General features: G+C 73.8%; 20 protein-coding genes, 1 tRNA gene and 1 pseudogene. 12 read left to right on the top strand and 10 right to left on the bottom strand.

Translation table 11 applies throughout. The features are described from left to right. Positions 1-259 precede the first annotated feature (259 nt). Positions 260-506: pseudogene (locus ADL08_RS29680) on the top strand (HU family DNA-binding protein). Positions 507-812: 306 nt separating this feature from the next. Here ADL08_RS29680 and murA read toward each other — a convergent pair. Beyond that, positions 813-2,159, bottom strand: coding sequence for a UDP-N-acetylglucosamine 1-carboxyvinyltransferase (murA, locus tag ADL08_RS29685; RefSeq protein ID WP_053648407.1), 1,347 nt, complete (start codon positions 2,157-2,159; stop codon positions 813-815). Positions 2,160-2,436: 277 nt separating this feature from the next. On the opposite strand from murA, the gene ADL08_RS29690 reads away from it, so the two are divergent. From ADL08_RS29690 to ADL08_RS29730, 9 genes are all read left to right on the top strand, one after another. Beyond that, a complete protein-coding gene (locus tag ADL08_RS29690; protein WP_053648409.1) occupies positions 2,437-2,997 on the top strand; it encodes a YqgE/AlgH family protein in 561 nt (186 codons plus the stop codon). Between the two features lie 50 nt (positions 2,998-3,047). Continuing rightward, on the top strand, positions 3,048-3,338 hold the full coding sequence (locus ADL08_RS29695) for a DUF3039 domain-containing protein (protein WP_053648410.1): 291 nt from the start codon (positions 3,048-3,050) through the stop codon (positions 3,336-3,338). Between the two features lie 258 nt (positions 3,339-3,596). Then, on the top strand, positions 3,597-4,901 hold the full coding sequence (locus ADL08_RS29700; RefSeq protein ID WP_053648412.1) for an extracellular solute-binding protein: 1,305 nt from the start codon (positions 3,597-3,599) through the stop codon (positions 4,899-4,901). 5 nt (positions 4,902-4,906) lie between these two features. Continuing rightward, positions 4,907-5,863: a carbohydrate ABC transporter permease gene (locus ADL08_RS29705; RefSeq protein ID WP_053648414.1), complete on the top strand. Its 957-nt coding sequence runs from the start codon at positions 4,907-4,909 to the stop codon at positions 5,861-5,863. After that, positions 5,860-6,708, top strand: coding sequence for a carbohydrate ABC transporter permease (locus ADL08_RS29710; protein WP_053648416.1), 849 nt, complete (start codon positions 5,860-5,862; stop codon positions 6,706-6,708). The genes ADL08_RS29705 and ADL08_RS29710 overlap by 4 nt, the downstream gene beginning before the upstream one ends. A 4-nt stretch (positions 6,709-6,712) precedes the next feature. After that, entirely contained in the window at positions 6,713-8,356 is a 1,644-nt protein-coding gene (locus ADL08_RS29715; protein ID WP_053648418.1) for a beta-N-acetylhexosaminidase, read from the top strand. 246 nt (positions 8,357-8,602) lie between these two features. Next, positions 8,603-9,478, top strand: coding sequence for an FAD binding domain-containing protein (locus tag ADL08_RS29720; RefSeq protein WP_053648420.1), 876 nt, complete (start codon positions 8,603-8,605; stop codon positions 9,476-9,478). Further along, a complete protein-coding gene (locus tag ADL08_RS39260) occupies positions 9,475-11,097 on the top strand; it encodes a (2Fe-2S)-binding protein (RefSeq protein WP_053648422.1) in 1,623 nt (540 codons plus the stop codon). Before ADL08_RS29720 ends, ADL08_RS39260 begins: the two co-directional genes overlap by 4 nt. Beyond that, positions 11,094-13,421, top strand: a complete 2,328-nt coding sequence (locus ADL08_RS29730) for a xanthine dehydrogenase family protein molybdopterin-binding subunit (RefSeq protein WP_053648423.1) — start codon at positions 11,094-11,096, stop codon at positions 13,419-13,421. The genes ADL08_RS39260 and ADL08_RS29730 overlap by 4 nt, the downstream gene beginning before the upstream one ends. Before the next feature lie 36 nt (positions 13,422-13,457). Here the strand turns inward: ADL08_RS29730 and ADL08_RS29735 are convergent, their stop codons facing one another. Next, positions 13,458-14,063 carry a hypothetical protein gene (locus ADL08_RS29735; protein WP_053648426.1) on the bottom strand — a complete coding sequence of 202 codons (606 nt, stop codon included), beginning with the start codon at positions 14,061-14,063 and terminating at the stop codon, positions 13,458-13,460. A gap of 473 nt (positions 14,064-14,536) precedes the next feature. On the opposite strand from ADL08_RS29735, the gene ADL08_RS29745 reads away from it, so the two are divergent. Next, a complete protein-coding gene (locus ADL08_RS29745; RefSeq protein WP_053648429.1) occupies positions 14,537-14,770 on the top strand; it encodes a GntR family transcriptional regulator in 234 nt (77 codons plus the stop codon). Between the two features lie 11 nt (positions 14,771-14,781). Here ADL08_RS29745 and ADL08_RS29750 read toward each other — a convergent pair whose 3' ends face one another. The 8 genes from ADL08_RS29750 to ADL08_RS29785 form a co-directional block, all read right to left on the bottom strand. Beyond that, positions 14,782-14,979 carry a hypothetical protein gene (locus tag ADL08_RS29750; protein ID WP_053648471.1) on the bottom strand — a complete coding sequence of 66 codons (198 nt, stop codon included), beginning with the start codon at positions 14,977-14,979 and terminating at the stop codon, positions 14,782-14,784. A gap of 102 nt (positions 14,980-15,081) precedes the next feature. Then, positions 15,082-15,933, bottom strand: a complete 852-nt coding sequence (locus ADL08_RS29755; protein WP_053648431.1) for a helix-turn-helix domain-containing protein — start codon at positions 15,931-15,933, stop codon at positions 15,082-15,084. A gap of 27 nt (positions 15,934-15,960) precedes the next feature. Further along, complete coding sequence (locus tag ADL08_RS29760; protein WP_053648433.1) at positions 15,961-16,485, bottom strand: DUF6879 family protein; 525 nt, start codon at positions 16,483-16,485, stop codon at positions 15,961-15,963. Then, positions 16,454-16,699 (bottom strand): hypothetical protein, encoded by a 246-nt coding sequence (locus ADL08_RS29765; RefSeq protein WP_053648440.1) that lies wholly within the window; start codon positions 16,697-16,699, stop codon positions 16,454-16,456. Before ADL08_RS29765 ends, ADL08_RS29760 begins: the two co-directional genes overlap by 32 nt. Before the next feature lie 152 nt (positions 16,700-16,851). Next, the gene (locus ADL08_RS29770; RefSeq protein ID WP_053648441.1) at positions 16,852-18,948 is read right to left on the bottom strand and encodes a serine/threonine-protein kinase; all 2,097 of its coding nucleotides are present in this window, start codon (positions 18,946-18,948) and stop codon (positions 16,852-16,854) included. A gap of 53 nt (positions 18,949-19,001) precedes the next feature. Then, positions 19,002-21,191: a protein kinase domain-containing protein gene (locus tag ADL08_RS29775; protein ID WP_053648443.1), complete on the bottom strand. Its 2,190-nt coding sequence runs from the start codon at positions 21,189-21,191 to the stop codon at positions 19,002-19,004. 62 nt (positions 21,192-21,253) lie between these two features. Beyond that, the gene (locus ADL08_RS29780) at positions 21,254-22,174 is read right to left on the bottom strand and encodes a serine/threonine protein kinase (RefSeq protein ID WP_053648445.1); all 921 of its coding nucleotides are present in this window, start codon (positions 22,172-22,174) and stop codon (positions 21,254-21,256) included. A gap of 175 nt (positions 22,175-22,349) precedes the next feature. Further along, a tRNA-Cys gene (locus ADL08_RS29785) sits at positions 22,350-22,421 on the bottom strand. Positions 22,422-22,602: 181 nt separating this feature from the next. Between ADL08_RS29785 and ADL08_RS29790 the strand changes: the two genes are divergently transcribed. Further along, positions 22,603-24,105 carry an MFS transporter gene (locus ADL08_RS29790; RefSeq protein WP_053648447.1) on the top strand — a complete coding sequence of 501 codons (1,503 nt, stop codon included), beginning with the start codon at positions 22,603-22,605 and terminating at the stop codon, positions 24,103-24,105. Positions 24,106-24,111: the final 6 nt, after the last annotated feature.

The following is a 24,111-nucleotide window of genomic DNA, read 5'->3' on the forward strand; positions in this document are numbered from 1 at the left end:
CTCCGCGTGGTGTGCGGGGAGTCGACAGAACGTCACCACCGCGGGGTTCCGGTGCTTTTCGCGTGACCCGCGGGGGTGCCGGATTGGCGTTCCCGCCGCTGGTGGGGGCAGGATGCGTGTTTGGGCGCGAGGGTCTGTCATGTGACCCGGGTCCGGGGACTGTCCGAGGGCCCTGGCAGCATCGGCTTCGCTGTACCCAATCGCGCGGCTTCCGCCGCGTGGCACGCCTTACAGGCAAGAAGAACACGGGAGTAACAACATGAACCGCAGTGAGCTGGTGGCCGCCCTGGCCGACCGCGCCGAGGTGACCCGCAAGGACGCCGACGCCGTGCTGGCCGCTCTCGCCGAGACCGTCGGTGAGGTCGTCGCCAAGGGCGACGAGAAGGTCACCATCCCCGGCTTCCTGACCTTCGAGCGCACCCACCGTGCCGCTCGCACCCCCGGCCGGCTACAGCGTGAAGGTCTCCGCGGGCTCGAAGCTCAAGGAAGCCGCCAAGGGCAAGTAAGCGGCCTGTAGGCGCACGAAGGGCGGCCACCCCGGCACGGGGTGGCCGCCCTTTTGTTCGCCCGCCAGAACGCGCCGTACGGCTCCACGCGCGCACGTGGGCCTGCGGAGCCCGTACGCCTTCTTCGGAGCCCGTACGTCCCCGTGGAAGCCCGTACGGCCCCGGTGGAAGCCCGTACGGCCTCCGTGGAGTGCCCGGTGGCCCCCACAAGGCCGTACGCCCCCGTGGAGTGCCCGGTAGCCCCCACAAGGCCGTACGGCCCCACGCGCGTGCGTGGGGCCGTACGGTGCGGACGTCCGCGGGGCGCTAGACCAGCGCGCTGCCCGGCAGCTCGACCTTGGCGCCGAGCTCGATCAGCTTCTCCATGAAGTTCTCGTAGCCGCGGTTGATCAGCTCGATGCCGTGGACCCGGGAGGTGCCCTGGGCCGCGAGCGCCGCGATCAGGTACGAGAAGCCGCCGCGCAGGTCGGGGATGACCAGGTCGGCGCCCTGCAGCCGGGTCGGGCCGGACACGACCGCCGAGTGCAGGAAGTTCCGCTGGCCGAAGCGGCAGTCGGAGCCGCCCAGGCACTCGCGGTACAGCTGGATGTGCGCGCCCATCTGGTTCAGCGCGGAGGTGAAGCCGAGCCGCGACTCGTACACCGTCTCGTGGACGATGGAGAGGCCGGAGGCCTGCGTCAGGGCCACCACCAGCGGCTGCTGCCAGTCGGTCTGGAAGCCGGGGTGCACGTCCGTCTCCAGGGCGATCGCGTTGAGCGAGCCGCCCGGGTGCCAGAAGCGGATGCCGTCGTCGTCGATCTCGAAGGCGCCGCCGACCTTCCGGTACGTGTTGAGGAAGGTCATCATCGAGCGCTGCTGGGCACCGCGCACGTAGATGTTGCCCCCGGTGGCCAGCGCCGCCGACGCCCAGGAGGCCGCCTCCAGGCGGTCCGGGAGCGCCCGGTGGGTGTAGCCGTCGAGCTTGTCGACACCGGTGATCCGGATCGTCCGGTCGGTGTCCATGGAGATGATCGCGCCCATCTTCTGCAGGACGCAGATCAGGTCCTCGATCTCGGGCTCCACGGCCGCGTTCGACAGCTCGGTGACGCCCTCGGCGAGAACCGCCGTCAGCAGCACCTGCTCGGTCGAGCCGACCGAGGGGTACGGCAGCCGGATCTTGCAGCCGCGGAGCCGCTGCGGGGCCTCCAGGTACTGCCCGTCCGCCCGCTTCTCGATGGTGGCGCCGAACTGGCGCAGCACGTCGAAGTGGAAGTCGATGGGCCGGCCGCCGATGTCGCAGCCGCCCAGGCCCGGGATGAAGGCGTGGCCGAGCCGGTGCAGCAGCGGGCCGCAGAAGAGGATCGGGATGCGGGACGAGCCGGCGTGGGCGTCGATGTCGGCGACGTTCGCGGACTCGACGTGCGTCGGGTCGAGGACGAGTTCGCCGGGCTCCTCGCCCGGACGGACCGTCACTCCGTGCAACTGGAGCAGTCCGCGGACCACGCGGACGTCACGGATGTCGGGCACGTTGCGCAGGCGGCTGGGGCCGCTGCCGAGCAGAGCGGCGACCATCGCCTTGGGCACGAGGTTCTTCGCGCCGCGGACGCGGATCTCGCCCTCCAGCGGGGTGCCGCCATGGACGAGCAGTACATCGTGGCTGTCTGTGCCGGTCATGAATCTCGCGTTCCGAAAGTGGGTCCGACGGGTGGCCAGTGAAAAGGGTAAGGGGCCATGGAACCTCGTTCGGATGCCCACGGGGACCTGTCAGACGTAATGAATTCGGCACAACACCCTCTGTTCGTGTGATCTTGCGGAGCGTCACCGTCCGGTTGCCCCGGCGGCCCGTCCGCGCCGCCCGGCCCCGTCCCCTCTGAACTGCGGCGGCCTCCCGCTTCCCGGCTTCGCGCCCGACGGGCCACGCGGAAGCCGAAGATGCGGGATCATGTCTCGCATGACCGAGGTGTCCTCGCTCACAGGACGGCTGCTCGTGGCCACCCCCGCCCTCGCGGACCCGAATTTCGACCGCGCGGTGGTGCTGCTGCTCGACCACGACGACGAGGGCTCGCTCGGCGTGGTCCTCAACCGGCCGACGCCGGTCACCGTCGGTGACGTCCTCGCCTCCTGGGCGGACCTCGCCGGCGAGCCCGGGGTGGTCTTCCAGGGCGGCCCCGTCTCCCTCGACGCGGCCCTCGGCATCGCCGTGATCCCCGGCGACGAGGGCCCGCTCGGCTGGCGGCGGGTGCACGGGGCGATCGGCCTGGTCGACCTGGAGGCCCCGCCCGAGCTGCTCGGACCGGCGCTCGGCTCGCTGCGGATCTTCGCCGGGTACGCGGGCTGGGGCCCCGGCCAGCTGGAGACCGAGCTCGGCGACGGGGCCTGGTACGTGGTCGAGTCGGAGCCCGGCGACGTCTCCTCGCCGCGCCCCGAGGCGCTCTGGCGGCAGGTGCTGCGGCGGCAGCGCGGCGAGCTCGCGATGATCGCGACGTATCCGGACGACCCGTCCCTCAACTGACGGCGACCCGTCCCCGACCGAGGGCCCGGCTTTCAGTACCCTTGGCGGTTATGAGCACTCTCGAGCCCGAGCGCGGGGCAGGTACGGGGACCCTCGTCGAGCCGACGCCGCAGGTGTCCCACGGTGACGGCGACCACGAGCGCTACGCCCATTACGTCCAGAAGGACAAGATCATGGCGAGCGCCCTGGACGGCACGCCCGTCGTGGCGCTGTGCGGAAAGGTCTGGGTGCCGGGGCGCGACCCCAAGAAGTACCCGGTCTGTCCGATGTGCAAGGAGATCTACGAATCCATGGGCGCCGGCGGCGACAAGGACAAGGACAAGGGCGGCAAGGGCGAGTAAGTCAGGTCCCGCCGTCGGGGCGAGCCGGTGACGGCCCCCGTCGTGCGTGCTTCGGCGCGCGCGGCGGGGGCCGTTCCGTTTTTCCGGCTCCGCCGGGAGCGTCCCCGTTGCGCAGGGTGCTTTCGCCGGTCACGGAGTGGTTGAGGTGGTCGAGACCTCTTGTCGGCCCGCCCGGAGTCCGCCTAGCCTCACGCGTGTTGTGCAGCGCGAAACGCTCGTTGCACATGCTGCAACGCACGTACCTGGAGGGGATCCGCCATGAAGCTTCCTGCAAGCGTCACCGCCACGGCCGCCGCGCTCCTGCTGGCCGGGCTCACCGCCACCGCCTGCGCGCCCCAGACCTCGGACGGGAAGGCCACGACGGACGAGAAGAGCGGCACCCTGCGCGTCTGGCTCTTCCAGGAGGTGAGCAACGAGCCCAAGGCGCAGGCCGTCGAGCAGGCCGTCGCCGCCTTCGAGCAGCGCAACAAGGGTGCGAAGGTCGAGGTCGAGTACATCCCCGTCGAGACCCGCGCCCAGCGCGTCAAGGCCGCCTTCAACGACCCGAAGTCGGCCCCCGACCTCGTCGAGTACGGCAACACCGACACCGCCGGATACGTCAAGGACGGCGGGCTCGCCGACATCAGCGCCGAGTTCGCCGCCTGGGACGAGGCGAAGGACACCGACCCCACCGCCCGCCAGTCCGTCACCGTCGGCGGCAAGGTCTACGGCGCCCCCTTCTTCGTCGGCATCCGCGCCCTCTACTACCGCACCGACGTCTTCCGGGAACTCGGCCTGACCGCCCCCAGGTCCCAGGCCGAACTCGTCGAGACCGCCAAGAAGATCCGCAAGGCCAGGCCCGAGCTGTACGGCATCGCCGTCGGCGGCGCCTACACCTACGGAGCCATGCCCTTCGTCTGGGCCGCCGGCGGCGAACTCGCCACCGCGCGGGGCGACTCCTACCAGGCCGCCATCAACGGCCCGGACGCCCTCAAGGGCATCACCACGTACACCTCGCTCTTCGGCGACGACAACTGTCCGGCCGCCAAGTGCGCCCAGATGGGCGGCAACGCCACCGTCACCGCCTTCGCCTCCGGCAAGGCCGGCATGGCCATCGGCGGCGACTTCAGCCACGCGGCCGTCGAGGCCGGCACGGTGAAGGGCAAGTACGCCGTCGTCCCGCTGCCCGGCACCACCCCCGGCTCGATCGCCCCGGCCTTCGCCGGCGGCAACAACATCGGCGTCCTGAAGAGCACCACCCACCGCACCCTCGCCGTCGACCTCCTCAAGTCCCTCACCGGCAAGGAGACCCAGGGCCGGCTCTTCGACGCGATGGGCTTCCTGCCCACGTACACCGACACGCGGGCCGCCGCCGCCCGACGCCAGCCCTTCGTGAAGCCCTTCACCGACACCCTCGCCGCCGGCGCGAAGTTCGTCCCGGCGTCCCCCGGCTGGGGACAGATCGACGCCTCCCTCGTCCTGCCCACGATGTTCCAGGAGATCGTCAGCGGCCGTAAGGACGTCAAGGCGGCGGCGGACGACGCCGCGAAGAAGATGGACGCGGCCTTCGCGCCGGCCGGCTGATCCGCATGACCACCCAGCTCACCCCGCCCGTCGAGAAGCGGCCCGACACGGCCCCGGGTCCCGCCCCCGGGGCCCGCGGCCCCCGCCGCCCCGGCGCCTGGACCCCCTGGCTCTACCTGCTGCCCGCCCTCGTCGTCCTCGGCGCCCTGCTCGTCTACCCCGTCTACCAACTGGGCCTGATCTCCTTCCTGGAGTACACCCAGGCCCAGGTCAGCGGCGGCGAACCCACCTCGTTCCGGGGGTTCGGGAACTACGCGGCGCTCTTCTCCGACCCGCAGTTCTGGCAGGTCCTCCTCGCCACCGTCGTCTTCGCCGCCGCCTGCGTCGTCACCACCCTCGCCGTCGGCTGCGCCCTCGCCGTCCTCCTCACGCGCGTGCGCGCCCTGCCCCGGCTCGTCCTGATGATGGCCGCGCTCGGCGCCTGGGCCACCCCCGCCGTCACCGGCTCCACCGTCTGGGTCTTCCTCTTCGACCCCGACTTCGGCCCCGTCAACCGGCTCCTCGGACTCGGCGACTTCTCCTGGACGTACGGGCGGTACAGCGCCTTCGCCCTCGTCCTCCTCGAAGTCGTCTGGTGCTCCTTCCCGTTCGTGATGGTCACCGTCTACGCGGGCATCCGGGCCGTCCCGACCGAGGTCCTGGAGGCCGCCGCCCTCGACGGCGCCTCGCAGTGGCGGACCTGGCGCTCGGTCACCGCGCCGATCCTCCGGCCCATCCTGGTCGTCGTCACGATCCAGTCGATCATCTGGGACTTCAAGCTCTTCACCCAGATCTACGTGATGACGAACGGCGGCGGCATCGCCGGCCAGAACCTCGTCCTCAACGTGTACGCCTACCAGAAGGCCTTCGCCTCGTCCCAGTACAGCCTGGGCTCGGCGATCGGCGTCGTCATGCTGCTGATCCTGCTGGCCGTGACGCTCGCGTACCTCCGCCTGCTGCGACGCCAGGGAGAAGAACTGTGAGCGCCCTCCGGACCCTGGGCGTCCGGCGCCCCGGACGCCTCGCCGCCGAGGCCGTCACCCTCCTCGTCGCCGCCGCCGTCGCCTTCCCGCTGTACTGGATGGTCCTCTCGGCCTTCAAGCCGGCCGGCGAGATCCAGTCCACGGATCCGCGCCCGTGGACGCTCTCGCCGTCCCTGGACTCCTTCCGGCGCGTCTTCGAACAGCAGGACTTCGGCCGCTACTTCCTCAACTCGCTGGTCGTCGCCGTCACCGTCGTCCTCGCCTCCGCGCTCATCGCCTTCCTCGCGGCGACCGCCGTCACCCGGTTCCGGTTCAGGTTCCGGACGACGCTCCTGATCATGTTCCTGGTCGCCCAGATGGTGCCCGTCGAGGCGCTGACCATCCCGATGTTCTTCCTCATGCGGGACTTCGGGCAGCTCAACACCCTCGGCTCGCTGATCCTGCCGCACATCGCGTTCTCCCTGCCGTTCGCGATCTGGATGCTGCGCGGCTTCGTCCGGGCGGTCCCCGAGGCCCTGGAGGAGCAGGCGCAGATCGACGGCGCGAGCCGCGCCCGGTTCCTGTGGCAGATCCTCTTCCCGCTGGTCTTCCCCGGCCTGGTCGCCACCAGCGTCTTCTCGTTCATCTCCACCTGGAACGACTTCCTCTTCGCGAAGTCGTTCCTCATCAGCGACACCTCGCAGTCGACCCTGCCCATGGCCCTGCTCGTCTTCTTCAAGCCCGACGAGAACGACTGGGGAGGCATCATGGCCGGCTCGACCGTGATGACCGTCCCGGTGCTCGTCTTCTTCGTACTCGTACAGCGCCGCCTGGTCTCGGGACTCGGCGGAGCGGTGAAGGACTGACGCGATGACCCACCCCATGGACCTGATCCCCGCCCCGCTGTCGGCCGTGCGCCGGGGGAGCGCCCCCGGGCACGTCGCGCTCGACGAGCGGACCGTGCTCGACGCCGGACCCGGCACCGAGGGCACCGCCCGCTGGCTGCGGGCCGCCCTGGGCGCCGCCACCGGACTGCCGCTCCCCGACGGGACGGGGGAGCGCGCCGTACGCCTGCGGACCAGTGAGGAGGTGGCGCGGGAGCACGGCCCCGAGGGGTACCGGCTGACCACCGAGGACCCCGGAGCGGCCGTCCTCGTCGAGGGCGGCGGCCCCGCCGGGGTGTTCTGGGGCGCCCAGACCCTCCGTCAGCTCCTCGGCCCCGACGCGTACCGCCGGGCGCCCGTGACCGGCCGGGCGTGGACCCTCCCGTACACGACGGTCGAGGACGCCCCCCGCTTCGGCTGGCGCGGCCTCCTGCTCGACGTCTCCCGGCACTTCACGGCCAAGGACGACGTCCTGCGCCTGCTCGACCTCCTCGCCGCCCACAAGCTCAACGTCTTCCACTTCCACCTCACCGACGACCAGGGCTGGCGCATCGAGATCGAGCGCCACCCGAGGCTCACCGAGGTCGGCTCCTGGCGGGCCCGCAGCAAGTGGGGCCACCGGGCCTCGCCGCTGTGGACCGACACCCCGCACGGCGGCTTCTACACCCGGGACGACATCCGCGAGATCGTCGCGTACGCCGCCGAGCGGCACATCACCGTCGTCCCCGAGATCGACCTCCCCGGCCACTCGCAGGCCGCCATCGCCGCCTACCCGGAACTCGGCAACGCCGACGTCGTCGACACCGCCGCCCTCACCGTCTGGGACACCTGGGGCGTCAACCCGAACGTCCTCGCCCCCACCGAACACGTCCTCCGCTTCTACGAGGGCGTGTTCGAGGAGGTCCTGGAGCTCTTCCCGTCCACCTTCGTGCACGTCGGCGGCGACGAGTGCCCCAAGGACCAGTGGAAGGCCTCCCCGGCCGCCCAGGCCCGCATCCGGGAGCTGGGCCTCGCCGGCGAGGACGAACTCCAGTCCTGGTTCATCCGTCACTTCGACCGCTGGCTCGCCGCCCGGGGACGCCGCCTGATCGGCTGGGACGAGATCCTGGAGGGCGGCCTCGCCGAGGGCGCGGCCGTCTCCTCCTGGCGCGGCTACGGCGGCGGGATCGCCGCCGCCGAGGCCGGCCACGACGTCGTCATGTGCCCCGAGCAGCACGTCTACCTGGACCACCGCCAGGCGCCGGGCGAGGACGAGCCGGTGCCCATCGGGTACGTCCGCACCCTGGAGGACGTCTACCGCTTCGAGCCCGTCCCGCCCGGCCTCTCCGAGGAGGCCGCCGCCCACATCCTGGGAACCCAGGCCAACGTCTGGACCGAGGTGATGGAGAACCGCTCCCGCGTCGACTACCAGGTCTTCCCCCGCCTCGCCGCCTTCGCCGAGGTCGCCTGGTCCGCGCTCCCCGCCCCCGAGGCCCGCGACTACACCGGTTTCGAGCGCCGCATGGACACCCACCGCCGGCGCCTGGACGCCCTCGGCGTCGACCACCGGCCCCCTTCCGGACCCCTGCCCCGGCAACGGCGCCCCGGGATCCTCGGCAGGCCCCTGGAGGGAACGCCCCCGAACGTGTGAGGCCCTCCGCACCCCCGTCACCCGGGAGCGGCGAACCCCGCCGCCCAAGAGCGGCGAAACGGAACTCCCCGCCGCTCCCGGGACGTCCCGGACGGAACAGTCCTTCGCGGACCCTCGCGCCGGACCGCTCGGAAGATGTGCCAGAGTTGCCACGTCCGGCCCGTGAGCACGTACGGTACGCCCACACGCAGGCGCGACGGCCGGGCACAGTCGGGGACCGCCGGGACACCGGGAAGGGGCAGCGGGTTGACCACGCACGCACCACAGACGGCGCAGGCCGTGACGCTGCCCGCCTCGCTCGACGAGGCCGTGGCGGCGCTCACGGCCATGCCGGCCGCCGTCCCCGTCGCCGGCGGCACCGACCTCATGGCCGCCGTCAACAAGGGCCAGCTCAGGCCCGCCGGGCTCGTCGGCCTGAGCCGCATCAACGAGATCCGCGGCTGGCAGTACCAGGACGGCCACGCCCTCCTCGGCGCGGGCCTCACCCACGCCCGCATGGGCCGCCCCGACTTCGCCGCCCTCATCCCGGCCCTCGCCGCCGCCGCCCGCGCCGCCGGGCCGCCGCAGATCCGCAACGCCGGCACCCTCGGCGGCAACGTCGTCACCGCCGCGCCCACCGGCGACTCGCTGCCCGTCCTCGCCGCCCTGGAGGCCGACCTCGTCGTCCTCGGGCCGCTCGGCAGCCGCGAGATCCCCGTCTCCCACCTGCTCGCGGGCCGCGACCTGCTCGCCCCCGGCGAGCTCGTGGCCTTCGTCCGGGTGCCGCTGCTCCACGCCCCCCAGGTCTTCGTCAAGGCCACCGGCCGCACCGGCCCGGCCCGCGCCTCCGCCTCCGTCGCCGTCGTCCTCGACCCGGCCCGGCGCGGGGTGCGCTGCGCCGTCGGCGCCGTCGCGCCGATGCCGCTGCGCCCGCTGGAGGCCGAGCGCTGGATCGCCTCGCTGGTGGACTGGGACAACGACCGGGGGCTCGCGCCGGAGGCGCTGACGGCGTTCGGCGAGTACGTCGCCGCCGCCTGCATCCCGGACCCGCAAGGGGGCGAACAGCTGCCCCCGGCCGTACTGCACCTGCGGCGCACCGTCGCCGCACTCGCCCGACGGGCACTGGGGAGGGCACTCGCGTGAGCAGCGACGAACAGCAGGGCAACCAGGGCGGCTGGGAGCCGATCCCGCAGAGCGAGGGGTACGACGGCGACGCGACCGCCTTCGTGCAGCTGCCGCCGGACTTCATGCTGGACGGCGTGCCCCTGGAGGCGCCCGGCCACGACTACGTGCCGCCGATGATCACCCCGCTCCAGCCGCTCGCCCCGGCCCCCGAGGCCGACCCGGCGGCCACCGGCGGCTGGCCGGCCCACCCGCCGGCCGAGGCGGATCCGGTACGGCCGTACTTCGACCAGGCGCAGGGCCGGGGCTACGAGCGGGACCGGGCCTTCGAGCCGGAGCAGGGCTACGAGCAGGACCGGGGCTACGAGCCGGAGCAGCGCTACGAGCGGGAGCAGGGCTTCGAACCGGACCGGGGCTACGAGCCGGATCAGGCCTTCGGGTCGGAGCAGGCCTTCGAGCCTGACCGGGCCTTCGAGCCGGGTCAGGGCTACGAGCAGCCGCGGGACTTCGAGGGCGACCGGGGCGGTTTCGAGTACTTCGAGCAGCAGGGCGAGCCCTTCGACCGGTCCGGGTACGGCGAGCCGGACCCGCACGCGACGGCCGAGTGGCACTTCGCGGGCACGGCGGAGCACCCCCCGGCCCCCGACGCCGCTCCCGGCCCCGGCGACACGGGCCAGTGGTACGTCCCCGCCGAGGCCCCGGCGACCCTCCCGGGCGGCGCGCCCGCGCCCTGGGCGCTCCGGGAGGAACCCGAGCCCGAGCCGGAGCCCGAGCCCGAGCCCGGGGCCGAGCCGGAGACCGCCGGGGACGCGGCCGCGGAAGCCGTGCGGGAAGCCCCCGAAGCCCTGCGGGACGCTTCCGGCGCCCCCGGGGCGGACCCGGCTCCCGAGGCGGCCCCGGAGGCCGTACAGGACGTCCCCGAAGCCCTGCGGGACGCCTCAGGACCGGACGCCCCCGAAGCGGATCCCGCCCCCGGGACGGACGCCGGTCTCCGCGCGGAGACCGTCCTCGACACGGACGTTCCCGACCCCGTGCCCCCCGTCGCGGCGGAGGTCCACGCCTCCACCGACAGCGACGAGCACCCCCACACCTCGTACGCCCTCCGGGTCAACGGCGTGGACCGGCCCGTCACCGGTTCCTGGATCGGCGAGTCGCTGCTCTACGTGCTGCGCGAGCGCCTCGGGCTGGCCGGGGCCAAGGACGGCTGCTCGCAGGGCGAGTGCGGCGCGTGCAACGTGCAGGTCGACGGGCGGCTCGTCGCCTCCTGCCTGGTCCCCGCGGCGACCGCCGCCGGGAGCGAGGTGCGGACGGTCGAGGGCCTCGCGGTCGACGGCGAGCCCTCCGACGTGCAGCGGGCCATGGCCAGGTGCGGCACCGTCCAGTGCGGCTTCTGCATCCCCGGCATGTGCATGACCGTGCACGACCTCCTGGAGGGCAACCACGCCCCCACCGAGCTGGAGACCCGCCAGGCGCTCGCCGGCAACCTGTGCCGCTGCTCCGGCTACCGGGGCGTCCTCGAAGCCGTACGGGACGTCGTCGCCGAGCGCGAGGCCGGCGCCGCCGCCCACGCGCCCGAGAGCGCCGACGACGTCCGTGTCCCGCACCAGATCCCGCACCCGCACGACGGAGGCAAGGCGTGAGCAGCGACGCGACCACCGCCGTTCCCACGGTCACGGTCACGGACGTCCCCGGACCCCTCGGACAGGAGCCGGCCGCCCACGGCCTCGGCACCTCGCTCCCGCAGGCCGAGTCCCGCGCGAAGACCGAGGGCACCTTCCCGTACGCCTCCGACCTGTGGGCCGAAGGCCTGCTCTGGGCCGCGATCCTGCGCTCCCCGCACCCGCACGCCCGGATCGTCTCCGTCGACACCTCCGCCGCCGTCGCCATGCCGGGCGTGCGGGCCGTGGTGACGGCCGCCGACGTGCCGGGCGCGGCCACCTACGGGCGCCGGGTCGCCGACCGGCCCGTCTTCGCCTCCGACCTGGTCCGGCACCACGGCGAGGCCCTCGCGGCCGTCGCCGCCGACCACCCCGACACGGCCCGGCTCGCCGCCGCCGCCATCGCCGTCGAGTACGAGGTCCTCGAACCGGTCACCGACCCGGAGAAGGCGTTCGCGGCCGAGCCGCTGCACCCCGACGGGAACCTGATCCGGCACATCCCGCTCCGCTTCGGCGACCCGGAGGCGGCCGGCGAGGTCGTCGTCGAGGGCCTGTACCGGATCGGGCGGCAGGACCCGGCGCCGATCGGCGCCGAGGCGGGCCTCGCCGTCCCGCGCCCCGACGGAGGGGTGGAGCTCTACACCGCCTCCACCGACCCGCACACCGACCGCGACCTGGCCGCCGCCTGCTTCGGCCTGACGCCCGACCAGGTCAAACTGGTCGTCACCGGCGTCCCGGGCGCCACCGGCGACCGCGAGGACCCGGGCTTCCAGATCCCGCTGGGCCTGCTCGCGCTGCGCACCGGCTGCCCGGTCAAACTCACCGCCACGCGCGAGGAGTCGTTCCTCGGCCACGCCCACCGCCACCCCACCCTGCTGCGCTACCGGCACCACGCGGACGCGGAGGGGCGCCTGGTGAAGGTGGAGGCGCAGATCCTGCTCGACGGCGGCGCGTACGCCGACTCCTCGTCCGAGTCCCTCGCGGCGGCCGTGGCCTTCGCCTGCGGCCCGTACGTCGTCCCGCACGCCTTCGTCGAGGGCTGGGCCGTCCGCACGAACAACCCGCCGTCCGGCCACGTGCGGGGCGAGGGCGCGATGCAGGTGTGCGCCGCGTACGAGGCGCAGATGGACAAGCTCGCGGCCAAGCTGGGCGTGGACCCGGCCGAGCTGCGCATGCGCAACGTCATGGCGACCGGCGACATCCTGCCCACCGGCCAGACGGTCACCTGCCCGGCCCCGGTCGCCGAACTCCTCTCCGCCGTAAGGGACTTCCCGCTGCCCCCGCTGCCCAAGGACACCCCCGAGGGCGAGTGGCTGCTGCCCGGAGGACCCGAGGGCGCGGGCGAACCCGGTGCGGTGCGGCGGGGCGTCGGCTACGCGCTCGGCATGGTCCACATGCTCGGCGCGGAGGGCACCGACGAGGTCTCCACGGCGACCGTGCGGGTCGTGGACGGGACGGCCACGGTCATCTGCTCGGCCGTGGACACCGGTTCGGGCTTCTCCACGCTCGCCCGCCAGATCGTGCAGGAGACCCTGGGCATCGACGAGGTGCACGTCGCCCCCGTCGACACCGACCAGCCGCCCGCCGGACCGGCCGCCCACGGCCGGCACACCTGGGTCTCGGGCGGGGCCGTCGAGCGGGCCGCGAAGATGGTCCGCACCCAGCTCCTCCAGCCCCTCGCCCACAAGTTCGGCATGTCGACCGAGCTGCTCCAGATCACCGACGGCAAGATCACCTCGTACGACGGCGTCCTGTCGACCACGGTCACCGAGGCGCTGGACGGCAAGGAGCTCTGGGCCACCGCCCAGTGCCGCCCCCACCCCACCGAGCCCCTGGACGACGCGGGCCAGGGCGACGCCTTCGTGGGCCTGGCCTTCTGCGCGATCCGCGCGGTCGTGGACGTGGACGTCGAACTCGGCGCCGTGCGCGTCGTGGAGATGGCCGTCGCCCAGGACGTCGGCCGGATCCTCAACCCGGCCCAGCTCGCCACCCGCATCGAGGCGGGCGTCACCCAGGGCGTCGGCGCGGCCCTCACGGAGAACCTCCGCACCGCCCGCGGCTTGGTCCGCCACCCCGACTTCACCGGCTACGCCCTCCCGACCTCCCTGGACGCCCCGGACATCCGGATCGTGAAGCTGGTCGAGGAGCGCGACGTGGTGGCCCCCTTCGGCGCCAAGGCCGCGAGCGCCGTCCCCGTCGTCACCTCGCCCGCCGCGGTCGCGGCGGCGGTCCGCGCGGCCACCGGCCGCCCGGTCAACCGCCTCCCGATCCGGCCCCAGGCGGCCGTCGCGGCGCCGCAGGGGTAGCCCGCGGGGAGAGCTGGCCTTCCTGGCCCCGTGCCGCTACTGGTACGGGGCCCTCCCGAACACCGGGAACGGCGTCACGAGTGGCGGCCAGAGCTGGACAGGCGCGATCACGGTGCCCACTTCTCCAGCAGGCCGCCCGAGCAGACCGGGCAGGGAACCTTGAATGTATGCCTGCACGTTCCACACCCGGCGAAGCCGCCGCAGTTCGGGCACCAGACAGAGAGCTTGCCGCAGCAGTAGCCGCACAGGTCTCCGAATGACCAGATGGACCACGGCTTCCCGCCACCCGTACGACCGGCCCGGGGTACCCGGTGCTTCCGTTCTGATGGGGCCGTCATACCGCTCTGTCCTCGGTGCTGGTCTTGGCTGTGACTTCGGCTCGAAGGCCCGGCGCAGGACCAGGCTGATCGGGCACTCGGCCTCGTGGTTGCACTCCCAGCAGTCAGCCGCATGGAAGAGCCAGAGGATCCGAGCGCCGAGCGCGCTCATGTGCTTGGGCGCGCACGTCAGGCACGCGTACAGGCTCCAGCCGATCCCGTCCTTGGGTTCGATGCGCTGGATGACGATCGGCTGGTCGGTGATCTGCTCGCAGTCCGAGCACATCCGGACCGGCTTCTGACGGCGCCGAGGGTTCCTGCTCATGCCGAGGCCCCCTGGAAGTCGATGCCGACCGTGGCGAGGAACAGGGCCGTACGCCGGTCACGCTGACGCCGGCGCTCCTGGTCCTCCTCGAAGCGGACGTAGTACGGGCGAACCAGTGCTACGTCTTCGCCGCGCAGGTACCGGGGCTCTCGGGGGGAGCGGAGGGCGGGGAGTCCCGTATCCACCGGCTCGCGTGTGATCAGAAGCCGTCGCGTCGGAGAGGCAGGAGGGGTAGGCCCATTCGCCGGCCTACTGGCACTGGCCCGGCGCGTGCCTGTGGAGGGCATGAACCAAGCCAGGAAGAGGGCAAGTACGCTACGCACGTCGGTCACTCCTTGGGTGATCGGCCACGCCCCCGGACCGGTCGCACGGTCGCGGGGGTCTTCTGTTGTCACTCCCTCGGAGCATACGCGTGTATGCGTATTCGCGTATACGCGGTCGCGTGAACACGCAGATACGCGGACGCTGACGTCATGGATCTCGACCGCAGCAAGCCCGTATGGCCGCAGGTGGCAGACGAACTCCGTCGCCGTCTCGACGCCGGCGAGTGGGAGCCCGGATCACGCTTCCCGCCCGTGAACCAGTTGGCCGCCGAGCTGGAGGTGGTCCCGTCGACCGTTCAGAAGGCCGTGGTCGCCCTGCGCGAAGAGGGACGCCTGCGTACCGAGTTGGGCCGAGGCTCCTTCGTGACGGGCGACAAGGAGTAACGGCGGCGCGCTCAGTGCCCCTCGGGGTGCCTGCGCATCAGGACGTTGCAGTCGGACACCGTGGTCATGTCGCCGCCCCGTCGAGCGCGAGCGCGCACGGCGGCCAGCTCACTGCATCCGGCGCATCCGTTGATGGGAGTGGGCTCCTGCTCGCTCATGCGATCCGGCAGCACCACCGGAGCGCTCGGGTAGGTCTTGGGTGTGGTGATCGACTTGGCCATGCCCACTCCTAGCATCGTCTGCTTGACGACCACGCTAGGAAGCCGGAGAGGCCAGGCCCAAGTGAGTTCTACGCGGTTGCACACGACTTTCTAGCCGAGCGCGGCCAAGGCCTCTGCCACGCAAGCCCGTGCGTCTGAGCCGTACACCGCCAGCTCTCGAAGGTCCCCGAAGGCTCGTACGTACATCGCCACTTCGCTCGGCGTTGTGAGCGTCACCTGAGCCGTCAGAAGTTCCACATGGACCCGAGCGTCATCGAAGATGTCGAACGTCTCCAGGGTCCATATCCCTCGCTCTCGGGTCGCGAAGGGAATCACGCCGACCGAGACGGCTGGTAGCGACATGACCGAGAGCAGGTGTCCGAGCTGGCCCGCCATGCACTCGGCGTCCCCCAGCCGGTACCGCAGTACGGCCTCCTCGATCAGGAACACGAAGCGGTGTCCCTGCTCGTGGAGGACGCGGGCTCGGGCCATCCGGGCGTCCACCGCTTCGGCCGTGTCCTTAGGCGCTCGGTGGAACCGCCCGACCGCATCCAGCAGGGCAGACGCGTACGCCGGCGTCTGGAACAGACCCGGCATGACGTGCGAGGCATAGCCCCGGTGGAGCTTGGTCCGCTCGTACAGCGGGACACGGGACTCCTGGAGCTGTCGCAGGCCCGTGTGCTGGAGCCGCCTCCACTCCAGGTACATGGAGTCGGCCGTGCGAGACGCGGCGATGATGTCCGGAGCCTGGTCCTCGGCATCGCACCCGACGCACCAGTCGCGGATGTCCGTGTCGGACGGGGGAGTGACCGCGTTCTCGATCCGGGAGACCTTGGACTTGTGCCAGCCGCAGGACGCCGCCAGCTCATGCCCCTTCAACCCCGAATCGCGGCGGATCTCCCGCAGACGTGCGGCGACGTCCTTGCGCGCGGCCTCGACGCTGGATGACTGGTAACTGGGCATGAGCTGGTGGCGAACCGCTGGAGCGGGTTAGACCATGAACCTCTCGTGCGATGTGGCGCGTTCCCAGACCGACTCGAACGCGTCGGCGCAGAGCTTGACCACCTCGGGGGCCTCGTTCAGCTCGTGGCTCACGAACTCCCCGTCTCCGGCGAAGTGACCGAAGCGGATCAGGCGGTCGTCGAACAGCCAGAAGTCGGCGCCGGGCAGAGCCAGCGTGGCGGCCTCGGGGCGGGGAAGCCAGCGGATCAGCTCACCGGCCCCGACGTTCAGGTGCGTACCCGCGTGCTCGTACCGGATGTACTCGCTCACCGGCACGGACACGATGCGGGCTCGGCGCATGACGACGCCACGAGCCGTGGCCTCTCGCACGAGGTCGAGCCAGTCACGCCGACGCTCGACGGAAGCCGGGCTGATCTCTCCCAGCTCTCGCCACTCGGCGAAGTCCGCGTCCTCCGAGGCGATGCCGTACGAGTCGCGCAGCTCCAGGTGGACGGCCGATCTCCGGCACCCTGCGATCAGCTCACTGAACGGCGGCACGCTGCTCGGCTTCATCACACGCCTTCCTGATCTGATCCACCATGCTCGCCGGGATGCGGAACACGCCCTCGGTTTCCGGGATGCTGCCTGTCTTGAGGCATTCCGCTTCGGTCGCCTCGTCGGCCTTCCAACCCTGGAGAACAAGGTCCGCCGACTTCTCGTCCACCCACACGCTGGGGCAGTTGTCGCCGTTGCTGTTGGGGTCCTTGCCGAAGAAGACTAGAGCCATGGCCTTGCTCCCTGACTACTCGGTTGCGTCTGGTTGCACGAGCGTCACCCGCTCGACCAGGCATGGTCAAGAACATCCTCGGCCAGCCCGAGACGGGTAACAGGAGCCCCGCACCCGGCGTGAACGCGCCTCGCCGGCGCGGAGGGCCCTCCTCACTCCCCGTACACCGGCATCGCCGCGATCCGGCCGTCCCGGACGAGGAAGACGCGGTTGCCGCCGCTCGCCATCCGGTAGCCGCCCGCGCCCTTCATGCCGAGGGAGAAGAGGCGGTCGTGGGTCTCCTTGTGGACGACCTGGAGGCGGCTGCCGTCGGGGGCGTGGAGCCAGACCGTCGCGCCCTCCACGGCCGGGGGCGAGATCGTGCCGGGGCCCGTGCCGTCCAGGACCTCGTACCAGTCCGTGGTCGGGAAGCGGACGCCCGCCAGGGTGCCGTAGCGGTAGGCGTTGTAGGAGTTGACCGCGAAGACGGCGACGCCGCTCGCGGTGGGGGTGCCCCAGCCGACCTCCTCCCGCCCGGCCTCCTCCTTCCACAGGAGGTCGCCCCGGTCGAGGCGGCGGGCGGTCAGTTCGGGGCCGCCGAAGTAGACGATGTTGCTGCCGAACGCCGGAGCCTGCCCGTCGGTGCCCTGGCCCGTGAACTGCCATTCCGTCCGGCCGGTCCCGGTGTGGAGGGCGGCGACCCGGCCGTCCCTGCCGTGGATCACGAGCCTGCCGTCGCCCACGACGGCCCGCGCGGCGCCGTTCGGGGAGCGGGGCGAGGTCATCGGGCGCGTCCAGGCGGTGGCGAGGGTCCAGGCGTCGACGGCCCGCAGCTCGTTCTCCTCCGTCACCAGGTAGACCCGCGCGTGGTCGGCGGCGAGGACGTCCCGCACGCCGGACCCGCTCCGCCAGACGGGCCGGCCGGTGGAGGCGACGAACGCGCGCAGGGAGCCGTCCCCGCCGACGCCGACCACCATCCGGTCCGCGACGGACACGAAACCGGCGCCCGCGGCGACGTCCTCCGCCCGCCACCGCTCCTTCCCGTCCGTCACGGACAGGGCGAGCAGCCCGCCCCTCTCCGCCCGCACGATCACCACGTCCCTTACCGGCAGCGGGAGTTCCTCCCCCGGCCCCGTCCCGTCGACCGGGCCCCACAGCGGCTCCGGCGCCTCGCCCGGCTCGGTGTCGACGACCGAGGCGAAGGCCGCCTCGGGGGTCGCCGCGGCCGGCGGCACGTCCGCGGTCGGTGACTTTCCGCCCCGGTTCAGCCACCAGGCGCCCGCCCCGCCGCCCGCGCCGAGCACCGCCACGCCCACGGCCGCCCCGGTGAGGAAACGGCGCCGGGACGGCGGACCCGACCCGGGCACGGTGGTGTCGGCGGGCGCCGTCAGACGCCTCACCGCGGCCTCGCGCCGCTTGATGTCCTCCGCGAGCGGCCCCTTGCGCCACACCCGGTCCGCGTCCTTCGGCGGCGCGAAGGCCGCGGCGATCCCCGGGGGCGCCGGACGGAGCGCCGGGTCCTTCGCCAGGCACGGGCCGATCAGCTCCCGCAGCTCCGGCGGCACCCCGCTCAGGTCCGGGGCGCCGTGCACCACCTCGTACTGGAGCGCCGCCACGTGCGCGGCGTCGAAGGCGCGCCGCCCGCTCGCCGCGTGGACCAGGACCGCCCCGAGCGAGAAGACGTCGGCCGGCGGGCCGACGCGCTGCCCGAGGACCTGCTCCGGGGCCCCGTACCCCGGCGTGACCGGGATCTGGCCGGTGGTGGTGAGGGTGAGGCCGTGCTCGGGGCGGGCGATGCCGAAGTCGATGACCCGGGGGCCGGTCGAGGTCAGCACGATGTTCGCGGGCTTGAGGTCCCGGTGCACGAGCCCGGCCGCGTGGATGTCGTACAGCGCCCCGGCGAGCCGGGCGGCGAGGGCGCGGACCGCCGGCGGGTCCAGCGGCCCGTACGCGCGGACGGCCTCGTCGAGGGTCGGTCCGGCGAGGAACTCGGCCGCGATCCACGGCCGCCCGCCCTCGGTCCGCGCCCCGAGGATCCGCGCCACGCCCCCGCCGGTGACCGCCCGCGCCATGTCGGCCTCGCGGACGAACCGCTGGGCGAGGTGCGGGTCGTGGGCGAGCTCGGGGCGCAGGACCTTGACGGCGGCGGGCGTCCCGGCGCCGTCCCGGCCGACGTACACCTTGCCCATGCCGCCCTCGCCGAGGACGCCGAGGAGCCGGTACGGGCCGAGCCGGAGCGGATCGCCGGCGGCGAGGGGCTGAGGGGTCATGGGAACGCTTCCGGGGAGAGGGGCGGGCGAGGGGTGGGGCGGGGACGGGTTCGTCAGGCGAGCGGGAGGGACACCACGGACGTCGCGCCGGCCCCGAAGAGCCGGGTCCTCTCCTTGTCGGTCACGAAGCGGCTCGCCTCCGTCCGGAAGACCCAGTCCGAGCGGTAGCCGTCCAGGGCGACCGCGTGGAGGCCGCCGCGCACGGGCGTGTACACGTACTTCTCGCCGACCACGGGGGTGGCGAAGAGGTACGGGGACAGGGAGCGGCCGGACGGCGCCTCCGTCCGGTGCCTGCGGCCGTCGCCGGCCCCGACGGACACCAGGCCCGGGGTCTCGCGCCGCTCCTGCGCGTGGACGAGGCCGTCCGCGACGGCCGGCACCCCGTAGCAGGTGGGGGCGGAACCGGAGCCGTACTCCCAGGCGACGGCGCCGTCCGTGAGGCGCAGGGCCCGCAGCCGGTCGCCGCCCAGGTAGACGTGCCGCTCGTCGGTCACCAGCTGACCGGGGACGTACGAGGAGGACTCCTTCAGGGGCAGCCGCCGCTGCCACAGCTGCCGGCCGGTGCGCACGTCGCGCGCCTGGACCAGGAAGGAGTCCAGGTCGCCGCTGTTCTTGCCGAGGACCAGCCGGTCGCCGACGACCCGGGAGAGCCAGGGGCGGACGCCGTCCCACGCGTACGGCCGCCGCCACAGCTCCCGGCCCTCGCGCACGTCGACGGCGATCAGGTGCCAGCCGGTGTCGTCCCGGTCGCCGGAGACGTCCCAGTCGCCCCGCCGGGAGGCGGCGAAGAGCACGCCGTCGGAGGCGGTGAGGAGTTCGGTGCCCTTGTAGGAGCCCTCGAAGCCCTTCAGGTCGATCGCCCGGGCCGTCTCCGCGCCGGTGCGGGCCACGCGCGTACGGATGTGGAGGACGCCGGGGCCCTCGAACTCGCCGCTCGACAGGTGGAAGACCGTGCCGTCGGTGGTGATCTGACGGGGCTCCGTCACCGCGCTCTCCGACCAGAGTTCGGCGCCGTCGCGCATGCCGAGCGCCCGGAACTCCGCGGTCTCGGCGAAGCCGACGACACCGTCCGCGACCAGCGGGGTGATCCGCTGCTCGCGGTCGAACGCCTTGCCCTGCCACAGCGGCGCGGGCGCCCCGTCCGCGGCCGTCGGGGCGGGGACGGCGGTGGGCCCGGCGGTGGCCCCGCCGGACGGTGCGGCGTCCCGCCGCGCGCCCCGCCACGCCCAGAGGCCGCCGCCCGCGCCCGCCGCCCCGAGCAGGACGGCGCCGCCCGCGGAGAACAGCCGGCGGCGGGAGAGCGGGGCGGCGGGCGCGGTCTGCGCCGCGACGGCCCCCTCCGGGGCCGGGAGCCGGTGCGGGGCGTGCAGCCACACGTCGGTCGCCCGGCGGCCGATGTCGGCGAGGACCAGCGGGGGCAGGTGGTCCGCGAACTCCCCGTGCCCGTCGTGCAGGTGCTCCACGAGGACGGCGGTGGTGGGGCGGGCCGCCGGGTCCTTGGCGAGGCACGCCGTCAGGAGCGGCAGCAGCGCCTCCGGCACGCCGGTGAGGTCGGGCTCGGCGTACCGCACGCGGTACAGGAGGTCGGCGGGGGAGCCCGTGCCGAAGGGCCCGTGGCCGGCGGCCGCGAAGACGAGGACGCCGGCGAGCGCGAACACGTCGCCCGCCGGGCCGTGTTCGTGTCCGCCCGCCTGCTCCGGCGACATGAACGCCGGGGTGCCGGCCGCCGTCCCGGTGCGGGTGAGGTGGTCGTCGCCGGCCGCGCGGGCGATGCCGAAGTCGATGATCTTCGGGCCGTGGGCGGTGACGAGGACGTTCGAGGGCTTCAGGTCGCGGTGGACCACCTCCGAGGAGTGCAGCTGGGCGAGGGCCCCGGCGAGCGCGGCGCCGAGCGCGCGGACGGTCGGCTCGGGGAGCGGGCCGCCGAGCGCGACGGCGTCGTCCAGGGGCGGCCCGAGGACGTACTCGGTGGCCAGCCACGGGGTCTCGGCCAGCGGGTCGGCGTCGACGACGGCCGCGCCGTGGCGCGCGCCGATGATCCGCGCCGCGTCCGTCTCCAGCCGGAACCGGCCGCGGAAGGCGGGATCGGCGGCGAGCCGGGCGTGCACGGTCTTCAGGGCGACCGTCCGGCCGCCCGGGGTCCGCGCCAGATAGACCGTGCCCATGCCGCCGGCGCCGAGGCGGGCGAGGAGACGGTACGTGGCGACGGCGGCCGGGTCGTCGTGGGTCAGGGGCGACAGCATGAGGTCAGGTCCGTGCGATCCAGGGGTGGGGGCGTTCAGGCGGGTACGGGCGCGGGGCGCGTTCAGGCGGGTACGGGGCCGGGGGCCGCCCGTCCGGGGAGCGGCGGCGGCTCGGCGGCGAGGAGCTCGGCGGACTGGCGGGCGAGCGCGGCGACCACCCGGCCGGGCAGCCACCCGGGGGAGAGCGGGGAGGCGGCGGGGGCCGGCGGGGCGAGCGAGGCCGCCAGGGCGGCGGCGGTGGGCCGGTCGGCGGGGTCGCGGGCCAGACAGGCGGCGACCACCGGCCGCAGTCCGGGCGGCAGCTCGTCGCGCTCGGGCACGGTGTGGCCGGTGGCGGCGTACGCGAGGACGGCGCCGAGCGCGAACACGTCCCCCGGCGGGCGCGGGCGTCCCCCGGCCGCCTGCTCGGGGGCGAGGGCCCCGGGATCGACCCCGGGCAGCGCGGCGCGCGGCTCGCCGTCGGGCCCCGCGGCCCGTACCGCCCCGAAACAGCTCAGCAGCGGCCCGCCGGCGGCGATCAGCACGGCGGCCGGGGAGACCCCGGCGTGCGCGAGGCCCCCCGCGTGCACGGCGGCGAGCGTCTCGGCGAGCGCGACCCCGACGCCCCGCACGACCGCCTCCGGCAGCGGCCCGCCGTGGACGGCGAGGGCGACGGGGAGGGGGAGGACGGGGAGGTAGGGGGTGGCGTACCAGGCGGGGGCGGTGGGTCCGGGTCCGGCTCCGGGCTCCGGGGAGGGGGCCGACACCTCCGTCACCGGCGCCAGCCACGGCCCCGCCAGGTGGCGCCCCGCCCCGGCCTCCGCCGCGAAGCGGGCCGGGTCGGCGCCCGGCAGCGGGGTGCTCAGCAGGACCGTGCGCCCGTCCTCGCCCCGGGCCACGAACCGGCGGCAGGGGGCGGGGGAGCCGGGCGGATCGAGACGGGTGACCAGCCGGTACGGTCCGATCCGCCGCGCGGACTCCCGTCGCGTGCGCGCCTGTTCCACCGGCTCGTCCCCCCGTAGCTCCGACGCCCCGGGGCCACCGGAGCGGGAACGAGCCTATCGAGACGTCGCGCTCCGGCCACGGGAGGGGCGCGGGAGGGGCGCGGGAGGGCCACGAGAGGGGCGCGGGAACGGCCTCGGCCCCCGGACCGAGGGTCCGGGGGCCGAGGCGCTGCGGAGACCGTGGCGGGAATTGAACCCGCGTAACTCGCTTTGCAGGCGAGTCCCTGAACCACTCGGGCACACGGTCGTGCGGTGGCGACGAGTACGACGGTAGGGCGCGGTCCGAGGGGGCTCAAGGGTGCGCGGGGCCGTGCCACGCGACTGCCACACGCCCGCAACACTCCGTTCGCGGTCGTAGGTCCGAGGGCCGAGCGGTCACCGGACTTCCGACAGGGGTCATTCAGGTCTACACCTCTTACTCTGGGGGGATGAGCGCCCTCGAACCCCGAGACGCCGGCACCGACGCCGCCGTCGACCCGAGCCCCGGAACCCCCGCCGACCGCCCCGGAGACCGGGGGACCGCCGGCCAGGGGTCCGTCCTCGACCCGGCCCACCGGGCGCTCAGCATCGGCATCGTCTCCGTCGTCCTGCTCATCGCCTTCGAGGCGACCGCCGTCGGCACCGCCATGCCCGTCGCCGCCCGCGAGCTGAACGGCGTCTCCGTCTACGCCTTCGCCTTCTCCGCGTACTTCACCACCAGCCTCTTCGGCATGGTCCTGGCCGGCCAGTGGTCCGACCGGAAGGGCCCGCTCGGCCCCCTCGCCGCCGGCATGTCCGCCTTCGCCGCCGGGCTGCTCCTCTCCGGGACCGCCGGCGTCATGGGGACGTTCGTCCTGGGCCGGGCCGTGCAGGGCCTCGGCGGCGGCCTCGTCATCGTCGCCCTGTACGTGGTCGTCAGCCGGGCCTACGACGAGCACCTCAGGCCCGCGATCATGGCGGCCTTCGCCGCCAGCTGGGTCGTCCCCTCCGTCGTCGGGCCGCTCGCCTCCGGCACGATCACCGAGCACCTGGGCTGGCGCTGGGTCTTCGTCGGCATCCCGGTCCTCGTCGTCCTGCCGCTCGCCCTCGCCCTCCCCGCGATCCGCCGCACCGCCTCGGGCCCCGCCGACCCGGAGGCGCCCGTCGCGCCCTGGGACCGGCGCCGGATCCGGCTGGCGCTCGGCATCTCCGCGGGCGCCGGGCTCCTCCAGTACGCCGGGCAGGAGCTGCGCTGGCTCTCCCTGCTGCCCGCCGCCGCGGGCGCCGCGCTCCTCGTGCCCGCCGTGCGGGGGCTGCTGCCGCGCGGCACCCACCGGGCCGCCCGCGGCCTGCCCTCCGTGGTCCTGCTGCGCGGGATCGCGGCCGGGTCCTTCATCGCCGCCGAGTCGTTCGTACCCCTGATGCTGGTCACCCAGCGGGGCCTGAGCCCCACCCTCGCCGGTCTCTCCCTGGCCGTCGGCGGCCTCACCTGGGCGCTCGGCTCCTGGATCCAGTCCCGGCCGTGGACGGAGCCGTACCGGGAGCGTCTCGTCGTCCTCGGGATGGTCCTGGTCGCCCTCGCGATCGCGACGGCGCCGAGCGTCCTGATCACCGCCGTTCCCGTGTGGACCGTCGCGGTGGCCTGGGCCTTCGGCTGCCTCGGCATGGGCGCGGTGATCTCCTCCACGAGCGTGCTCCTGCTGAAGCTCTCCGCCCCGGAGGAGGCGGGCGCGAACTCGGCCGCCCTCCAGATCTCCGACGGCCTCTCCAACGTCCTGCTGCTCGCGGCCGGCGGCGCGGCCTTCGCGGCCCTCGGCGGCGGCGCGGTGGGCCACGCGGTCACCTCCCACACGGCCGCCACCGGCTCCCACACGGCCGCCTTCGCGGCGGTCTTCCTGCCGATGGCGGGGGTGGCGGCGGCGGGGGCGTGGGTGGCGACGCGGCTGCACGGGGAGCCGGTGGCCCGGGACTGAATCCGA

Source organism: Streptomyces sp. NRRL F-6492 (assembly GCF_001280125.1).
In the GTDB taxonomy this organism is placed as follows: Bacteria; Actinomycetota; Actinomycetes; order Streptomycetales; family Streptomycetaceae; genus Streptomyces.

Bases quoted from the DNA above. Each gene is read 5' to 3' on its own strand.
- murA (WP_053648407.1), bottom strand. From the start codon at position 2,159: ATGACCGGCACAGACAGCCACGATGTACTGCTCGTCCATGGCGGCACC.
- ADL08_RS29690 (WP_053648409.1), top strand. From the start codon at position 2,437: ATGACCGAGGTGTCCTCGCTCACAGGACGGCTGCTCGTGGCCACCCCC.
- ADL08_RS29695 (WP_053648410.1), top strand. From the start codon at position 3,048: ATGAGCACTCTCGAGCCCGAGCGCGGGGCAGGTACGGGGACCCTCGTC.
- ADL08_RS29700 (WP_053648412.1), top strand. From the start codon at position 3,597: ATGAAGCTTCCTGCAAGCGTCACCGCCACGGCCGCCGCGCTCCTGCTG.
- ADL08_RS29705 (WP_053648414.1), top strand. From the start codon at position 4,907: ATGACCACCCAGCTCACCCCGCCCGTCGAGAAGCGGCCCGACACGGCC.
- ADL08_RS29715 (WP_053648418.1), top strand. From the start codon at position 6,713: ATGACCCACCCCATGGACCTGATCCCCGCCCCGCTGTCGGCCGTGCGC.
- ADL08_RS29735 (WP_053648426.1), bottom strand. From the start codon at position 14,063: ATGAGCAGGAACCCTCGGCGCCGTCAGAAGCCGGTCCGGATGTGCTCG.
- ADL08_RS29745 (WP_053648429.1), top strand. From the start codon at position 14,537: ATGGATCTCGACCGCAGCAAGCCCGTATGGCCGCAGGTGGCAGACGAA.
- ADL08_RS29755 (WP_053648431.1), bottom strand. From the start codon at position 15,933: ATGCCCAGTTACCAGTCATCCAGCGTCGAGGCCGCGCGCAAGGACGTC.
- ADL08_RS29760 (WP_053648433.1), bottom strand. From the start codon at position 16,485: ATGAAGCCGAGCAGCGTGCCGCCGTTCAGTGAGCTGATCGCAGGGTGC.
- ADL08_RS29765 (WP_053648440.1), bottom strand. From the start codon at position 16,699: ATGGCTCTAGTCTTCTTCGGCAAGGACCCCAACAGCAACGGCGACAAC.
- ADL08_RS29770 (WP_053648441.1), bottom strand. From the start codon at position 18,948: ATGACCCCTCAGCCCCTCGCCGCCGGCGATCCGCTCCGGCTCGGCCCG.
- ADL08_RS29775 (WP_053648443.1), bottom strand. From the start codon at position 21,191: ATGCTGTCGCCCCTGACCCACGACGACCCGGCCGCCGTCGCCACGTAC.
- ADL08_RS29790 (WP_053648447.1), top strand. From the start codon at position 22,603: ATGAGCGCCCTCGAACCCCGAGACGCCGGCACCGACGCCGCCGTCGAC.